A 6,161-nucleotide genomic window follows, 5' to 3' on the forward strand; every position below is an offset into this window, starting at 1 on the left:
ATTGAAGTCGCTCAAGGAGCAACTCAAGCCCGCCAAAGCACAGGCAAGACCCGCAAGGGTCTTGCCTGTTGCCGTTGCGGCCAACCCCGAGCCAGAGCCGGACTTCCGCCAGCTGATGCAGGACGTGCGCCCGCTCAGGCCGGACGGTCGCGTCTGCCACGCTACGCCACAGCCCAAGCCGCGTCCGCTGCCACAACATCGCGCCAGCCAGACGCCCCTGACGCCGCAGGCGGAACAGGCACTATTCGCCCGGATGATAGGCTGGTTCGAACCGGCGCAGACCGATAGCCAGCACCGCAGCCCCGGCACGCCGAGCAATACCCTGAAGAAACTGCGCGCCGGACACTGGCCGGTTTGCGCCGAGCTGGACCTGCACGGGCTGGACCGTTTTGCCGCGCACGAACAGCTGACCGTCTTCCTGCATCGCGCCCGCCACCTGGGCCAGTGCGTGCGGGTGATACACGGCAAGGGACTCAGCTCGCCGGGTGAACCGGTGCTGCCGAAAATGGTCCGAGCCTGGCTGACCCACCATCCGGATGTACTGGCTTTCTGCGAGACCCGCATCGAACAAGGCGGCAGCGGCGCGGTACTGGCCCTGCTGCGCCGCCCGCACGGCTAACCCCGAGGACCCCATCATGGACACCACCCGCATCACCCCCTTTACCGCCGCCGCCACCAGCGGCGAGAGCGCCACCCTGCCGCAAGGGCTGACCGTGCTGTACTTCTACCCGAAGGACAACACCCCCGGCTGCACCAACGAGGCGATGGCCTTCCGTGACCTGCATCCGCAATTCCTGGCCGCCGACGCCCGCATCCTCGGCGTATCGCGCGATAGCCTGAAATCGCACGAGAATTTCCGGGCCAAGCACGAATTGCCATTTGAATTGATCAGCGATCCGGACGAAACTGTATGTAACCTGTTCGGTGTCATGAAACTGAAAAACATGTACGGCAAACAGGTGAGAGGGATAGAACGCAGCACTTTTGTCATCAATAGCGATGGCGACATCCTGCGCGAATGGCGCGGACTGAAAGTCCCCGGACACGCCGAAGAAGTGCTGACGTTCGTCAAGTCGCTTTAAGCGCCAGGTCCGGCACCCTGCCGGACCCCGCTTCAACAAGGGGGTCTTTCTCATGGCAAGCCACAGCAAGAGCAACGTCTGCAAACTGTTCGTCCTCGACACCAACGTCCTGCTGCATGACCCGACCTGCCTGTTCCGCTTCGAAGAGCACGACGTGTTCATCCCCATCATCACCCTCGAAGAGCTGGACACCCACAAGAAGGGCATGTCGGAAGTGGCGCGCAACGCCCGGCAAGCCAGCCGCTTTCTTGACGAGATCGTCAGCAGCAGCGCCGACGACATCGAGGACGGCATTTCGCTGAAAGGCCCCAGCCGCGACGCTGCCAGTGGCAAGCTCTACCTGCAGACCGAAGCGTTGCACGCATCGCTACCCTCCTCGCTGCCGGTCGGCAAGGCCGACAACCAGATCCTCGGCATCGTGATGGCGCTGAAGCAGGCCGACGGCCAGCATCCTGCCATCCTGGTGTCCAAAGACATCAACATGCGCATCAAGGCGCGCGCGCTGGGGCTGGACGCCGAAGACTACTTCAACGACAAGGTGCTGGAAGACACCGACCTGCTGTACGGCGGCACCCGCGAGATTGACAGCGACTTCTGGGATCGCAACGGACGAGATCTGAAATCGTGGCAGGAAGCTGGCCGCACCTACTACCGGATCAAGGGTCCCGACGCCCCCAAACTGCTCTTGAACCAGCTGCTGTGGCAGGAAGGCGAGCAGCCGATGCAGGCACGCGTGCTGCGTATCGACGGCAAGGAAGCGGTACTGGAGACACTGAAGGACTACAGCCACCAGAAGAACAATGTCTGGGGCATCGTCGCACGCAACCGCGAGCAGAATTTCGCACTGAACCTGCTGATGAATCCGGACATCGACTTCGTCACCCTGCTCGGCCAGGCCGGTACCGGCAAGACTCTGCTAACGTTGGCCGCAGGCCTCGCGCTGACGCTGGAGCAGAAGCTGTACAGCGAGATCATCATGACCCGCGTCACCGTGCCGGTCGGCGAGGACATCGGCTTCTTGCCCGGCACCGAAGAGGAAAAGATGCTGCCGTGGATGGGCGCGCTGGAAGACAACCTCGACGTGCTCAACAAGAGCGAGGACGACGGTGGCGACTGGGGGCGTGCCGCCACCCGCGACCTGATCCGCTCACGCATCAAGGTCAAGTCGCTCAACTTCATGCGCGGCCGCACCTTCCTCAACAAATACCTGATCATCGACGAGGCGCAGAACCTGACGCCGAAGCAGATGAAAACGCTGATCACCCGCGCCGGCCCCGGCACCAAGGTGGTCTGCCTCGGCAACATCAGTCAGATCGACACCCCGTATCTGACCGAAGGCAGCTCCGGCATCAGCTACGTCGTTGATCGTTTCAAAGGCTGGGAGCACTCCGGCCACATTACCCTGCAGCGCGGCGAACGCTCGCGCCTGGCAGACCACGCAGCGGAAGTCCTTTGACCATCAAACTTGAACTGATCCACACCCCGGCCGCAGGGGCGGCATCGACGATGCCCCCCCTGCTTTTTGTTCACGGTGCCTTCAGCAGTGCCAGCTGCTGGCAGCAGCACTTCATGCCCTGGTTCAGCGCACACGGTTACGACTGCTGGGCGCTGAGTTTCGAGGGCCACGGTGCCAGCGACGGCCACGACTACCTGGCCGCCATCAGCATCGATGACTATGTCGGCAACCTGCAGCAGGCGATCCGGCAACTGCCGCAACCACCAATCGTGATCGCCCACTCCATGGGTGGCTTTGTGCTGCAGCAATACCTGACCCGCCACGACCTGCCCGGCGCCGTGCTGCTAGCCTCGGTGCCACCAAGCGGCCTCGCCGGCTCCAGCATGCGGCTGATGACCCAGGCACCGGAGCTGTTCATGCAACTGAACCTGTTCCAGCAGGGTAACTACCAGCCGGAACTCAACGAACTGCGACACATGCTGTTTTCCGACGATGCCGACCTCGCCGCAGTGGACTGGGTGGCGCACCACAGCCAGACCGAAAGCCAGCGCGCGATCATGGACATGACCCTGGTGCCGCCCTTCCTGCAGCGCCGCATCGCCCCGCTGCCCAACCTGGTGCTGGGCGCGGCGGAGGACCAGCTGATCTCGCCACAGGACGTCGCCGAGACCGCGGCACGTTTCGGCAGCACACCAGAAATTTTGCCGCACACCGGCCACATGATGATGCTGGACAACCGCTGGGAGCAGTGCGCGCAACGCATCGCGACCTGGCTGGCCGGCACCGCGCTGCAATGACAAAAGGTTGGCCGCAGTGCGGCCAACCTTTTCGGTTTCCATCCGGGCCATCCCGCTTCAGAAAGACAGCTCCACTACGCGCTCAGGCGTACAGCAACTTGACTGCCTGCGCCTCGCCGAAGAACAGCTCACCCTCGTGACGCAGGCCGATCGCCTCCAGCACCCGGATCGACCCATTGTTGGCCGCATCGACAATGGCGGTGATGCGCGGCAGACGCAGCACGTTGCGCCCGTAGTCGAGGCTGGCTTGCGCCGCTTCGCGCGCATAACCCTGGCCGCGGTACTGCGGCAGGAAGGTGTAACCGACATCCGGATCCGGCAGGCCCTCGCGGCGGATGATGCCGCACAGTCCCATCAGCGCGCCATCGGACTTGCGCACCACGCACCACAGCGCATGGCCATGCTGCGCGTAGGCCGCCAGCGGCCCCTCCTGCAGGTAGCGGCGGGCGTCGTCCAGCGTGCGCACACCGCGATCGATCACCTTGCGCACGAAGTCGGGGTCATTCAGCGCCGCCAGCACGAAGGCGGCATCCTCCAGCGTCAGCTCGCGCAGCTGCAGCCGCGCCGTCTCTGCGATCAGCATGCGACCGCCAGACCGAACGGGTCGTCGATACTGTGGCTGGGCTGGGTAAACCAGCGCGGCCCCTGCTCCGTCATGTAGAAATGGTCCTCCAGCCGCACGCCGAATTCACCGGGGATGCAGATCATCGGCTCGTTGCTGAAGCACATGCCGACCTCCAGCGGCGTGCGATCGCTGGACACCAGGTACGGCCACTCGTGGATGTCCATGCCGATGCCGTGGCCGGTACGGTGCGGCAGACCCGGCAGCGCATAGCCGGGGCCGAAACCGTCGGTCTGCAATTGCCGGCGTGCGGCCAGATCGACGTCGCCGCACGGCGTGCCTAACTGCGCCGCTGCGAAAGCCGCCGCCTGCGCCGCCTTCTCCGCCTGCCACACCTGGTGCTGACGCGCATCCGGCTCGCCAAACACATAGGTACGGGTGATGTCGGAAATATAGCCGTGCAGGGTGCAGCCGGTATCGATCAGCACCATGTCGCCCTGTTTCAGCACCTGCGGGTTCTTCACCCCATGCGGATAGGCGGTCGCCTCGCCGAATAGCACGATGCAGAAATAGGAGCCGGCGGCACCGACACGGCGGTGCGCCTCGGCGATGAAGGCCTCGACCTCCGTCGTGGTGATGCCTTCGTGCAGCATGCTGGCCGTGGCCTGCTGCACCGCCAGTGTCATGTCCTTGGCGCGCTGCATCAGTGCGATTTCCTGCGGCGACTTGCGCATGCGGCAGTGCGCGGTGACCTCGCGTCCGTTGACCAGCCGGTAACCGTCGGCGCACTGGCGGATGCCGTCGGCGATGAAGAAGGCCGCGCTTTCGTCGATGCCGATGCGTGGAGGCTGCTCAAGGTTGGCCGCAATGCCCAGCTTTGCCAGCGTCGCCACAAACAGCGCATACGGGCTCTCGTGTTCGTGCCAGGCGTTCACCTCGCCCTGCAGCTGCATGTAGTCGTGCAGCGTGCCGACCTCGAACCAGGGGGCGATGAACTCCAGCGCGCCGTGGGCCGGCAGGATCGCCCCCACCATGCGCTCGCTGGCGTACCACTTCAGGCCGGTAAAGTAGTTGAGGCTGGTGCCGGCGTTCAGGTACAGCGCCGCGATGCCATTGGCCTGCATGTACGTCTGCGCCTTGGCCAGCCGTACGCGATACTCGTCCAGCCCGATCGGCTGCGCACCCTGCGTCATATCCTGCAAGCCAGCCAGCGCCTGCTCCTTGCTCACCCCACCCACGCCTATCGTCATCGTCTGCTCCCGCTCCGGTTCTTCACTGCCGGCCTGCAGCCAGCCCACACCAAAGCAGCAATTTATGACCGCGCCCACCACAGGGTCAAGCATTTTTTAGTCACACTAAAATTTTGCCATTCAACAAGGCAATGATTCTCACGTACAATCAGCACTCTTCATCCGGAATCCACCCCATGTCAGAGGAAACACTCGGCCAGCGCCTGCGTCGCTACCGGCGCGCCAGCGGCAAGACCCTGGTCCAGGTCGCCAGGGAGGCCGGACTATCCGCCGGCTTCCTGTCGCAGGCAGAGCGCGACATCACCGGCTTGTCGCTGTCGTCCCTGGCCAACATCGCCCACGCCGTCGGCGTCGCGGTGAGCGAGCTGTTCGAATCACCTCGTCAGGATGCACCCGACTCGCACGCAGGCCAACGCCAGAGCTATACCGTCGCCAACATGCCGCAGCGCTACGAACGGCTGACCACCACCTACAGCGGCAGCGTGCTGAACGCCGTCAAGCTGACACTCCCCCCCGGCTACCACTCGGAAGTGGTCGCCCACAGCGGTGACGAGTTTGTCTATGTACTGAGCGGCAGCGTCACCTATCAGGTCAACGGTCGTGACTACGTGCTGGCCACCGGCGACTCGCTGCACTTCGACCCACAGCAGAAACACGCCATCCACAATGACAGCGACAGCAACACCGAGGTGATCTCGGTTGGCACCTTGCAACTGTTTGACGATGACGACAAGCACCGAGACTAAACCAGCGCAGGAGCACACTCAGCACAGCCTGATCTAGGAATACACTTGAGTGGAAGCTTGCACGGAAACGAGGCAATCAGCAGGCCACAGGGTTCGCTGCCACAGGCCAGAGGGAGGAAGCTTGAATGGCGGCGGCAAGGCTCGGTGCCTTTACGCTCACAAAGCACAAAGCCCAGCTCGATTGAGCTGGGCTTCGTAAGGGGCGTCTGGCGGTGTCCTACTTTCACACAGGTATCTGCACTATCATCGGCGCTAAGGCGTTTCACGG

At 63.5% G+C, this 6,161-nt stretch carries 7 protein-coding genes; 5 read left to right on the top strand and 2 right to left on the bottom strand.

Features of this window, described 5'->3' with window-relative positions:
• Positions 1-61 precede the first annotated feature (61 nt).
• Genes PQU96_RS15285 through PQU96_RS15300 form a run of 4 tightly spaced genes read left to right on the top strand, consistent with a single transcriptional unit; the run spans position 62 to position 3,335 of the window.
• The gene (locus PQU96_RS15285) at positions 62-619 is read left to right on the top strand and encodes a Smr/MutS family protein (protein ID WP_272773264.1); all 558 of its coding nucleotides are present in this window, start codon (positions 62-64) and stop codon (positions 617-619) included.
• 16 nt (positions 620-635) lie between these two features.
• The gene (locus PQU96_RS15290) at positions 636-1,082 is read left to right on the top strand and encodes a peroxiredoxin (protein WP_272773265.1); all 447 of its coding nucleotides are present in this window, start codon (positions 636-638) and stop codon (positions 1,080-1,082) included.
• A gap of 52 nt (positions 1,083-1,134) precedes the next feature.
• Positions 1,135-2,538, top strand: a complete 1,404-nt coding sequence (locus tag PQU96_RS15295) for a PhoH family protein (RefSeq protein ID WP_272773266.1) — start codon at positions 1,135-1,137, stop codon at positions 2,536-2,538.
• Positions 2,535-3,335 (top strand): alpha/beta hydrolase, encoded by an 801-nt coding sequence (locus PQU96_RS15300; protein ID WP_272773267.1) that lies wholly within the window; start codon positions 2,535-2,537, stop codon positions 3,333-3,335. Before PQU96_RS15295 ends, PQU96_RS15300 begins: the two co-directional genes overlap by 4 nt.
• An 82-nt stretch (positions 3,336-3,417) precedes the next feature.
• On the opposite strand, the gene PQU96_RS15305 is transcribed toward PQU96_RS15300, so the two are convergent.
• Together PQU96_RS15305 and PQU96_RS15310 are read right to left on the bottom strand one after the other, a co-directional pair.
• Positions 3,418-3,918, bottom strand: a complete 501-nt coding sequence (locus PQU96_RS15305; protein WP_272773268.1) for a GNAT family N-acetyltransferase — start codon at positions 3,916-3,918, stop codon at positions 3,418-3,420.
• A complete protein-coding gene (locus tag PQU96_RS15310) occupies positions 3,912-5,147 on the bottom strand; it encodes a M24 family metallopeptidase (RefSeq protein WP_272773269.1) in 1,236 nt (411 codons plus the stop codon). The genes PQU96_RS15305 and PQU96_RS15310 overlap by 7 nt, the downstream gene beginning before the upstream one ends.
• A 176-nt stretch (positions 5,148-5,323) precedes the next feature.
• On the opposite strand from PQU96_RS15310, the gene PQU96_RS15315 reads away from it, so the two are divergent.
• On the top strand, positions 5,324-5,893 hold the full coding sequence (locus tag PQU96_RS15315; RefSeq protein ID WP_272773270.1) for a helix-turn-helix domain-containing protein: 570 nt from the start codon (positions 5,324-5,326) through the stop codon (positions 5,891-5,893).
• Positions 5,894-6,161: the final 268 nt, after the last annotated feature.

Source organism: Vogesella margarita, from assembly GCF_028548475.1.
Lineage (GTDB): Bacteria > Pseudomonadota > Gammaproteobacteria > Burkholderiales > Chromobacteriaceae > Vogesella > Vogesella margarita.

Excerpts from the sequence above, each read along its gene's own strand:
- PQU96_RS15290 (WP_272773265.1), top strand. The coding sequence starts at position 636 with ATGGACACCACCCGCATCACCCCCTTTACCGCCGCCGCCACCAGCGGC.
- PQU96_RS15315 (WP_272773270.1), top strand. The coding sequence starts at position 5,324 with ATGTCAGAGGAAACACTCGGCCAGCGCCTGCGTCGCTACCGGCGCGCC.
- PQU96_RS15295 (WP_272773266.1), top strand. The coding sequence starts at position 1,135 with ATGGCAAGCCACAGCAAGAGCAACGTCTGCAAACTGTTCGTCCTCGAC.
- PQU96_RS15310 (WP_272773269.1), bottom strand. The coding sequence starts at position 5,147 with ATGACGATAGGCGTGGGTGGGGTGAGCAAGGAGCAGGCGCTGGCTGGC.
- PQU96_RS15305 (WP_272773268.1), bottom strand. The coding sequence starts at position 3,918 with ATGCTGATCGCAGAGACGGCGCGGCTGCAGCTGCGCGAGCTGACGCTG.